The following is a 377-nucleotide window of genomic DNA, read 5'->3' as shown; positions in this document are numbered from 1 at the left end:
TATCGCAGTTTGGTCACGCTGTGCCGGAAGTGGGGGGCAGGGTCGAAGCCGACCAGAAAGCGACACTCACAGGGGAGTGGGGTTATCGCAGTCTGGTCACGCTGTGTCGGAAATGGAGGGTTCGGGGCCGAAGTCGGCCAGAAAACGGTTCTCGGCGGGAGCGGGGTTATCGCAGTCTGGTCACGCCTGTGACTGCTCCCCGTCCTGAAAGACCGGGCCTTGCAGCGCGGCATGATCCAGAAGCGCGGGAAACCTCTCCTTCAGCGAGGCGTCAAGATCCACTCCGCTGTTCTTCACTGTATTACCTGACAGGCCTGCGCTGAATGTGGTGCAATCGACAAACAGAACCGCGAAAGCCAAGCGCTTTTTCACTGCAA

2 protein-coding genes are annotated in these 377 nt (G+C 59.4%); one reads left to right on the top strand and one right to left on the bottom strand.

The features are described from left to right. On the top strand, positions 1 to 192 hold a 192-nt coding region (locus tag E1297_RS49470; RefSeq protein ID WP_209015528.1), incomplete at its 5' end, for a hypothetical protein. On the opposite strand, the gene E1297_RS00525 is transcribed toward E1297_RS49470, so the two are convergent. After that, positions 181 to 377: hypothetical protein (locus E1297_RS00525; RefSeq protein WP_209015527.1), on the bottom strand; the 197-nt coding region annotated here is incomplete at its 5' end. The two genes, E1297_RS49470 and E1297_RS00525, sit on opposite strands and share 12 nt — an antisense overlap.

It is taken from the genome of Roseibium sp. RKSG952 (genome assembly GCF_009711355.1).
The sequence above is the reverse complement of the archived record's forward strand: the minus strand, read 5'-3'. Positions and strand labels throughout refer to the sequence as shown.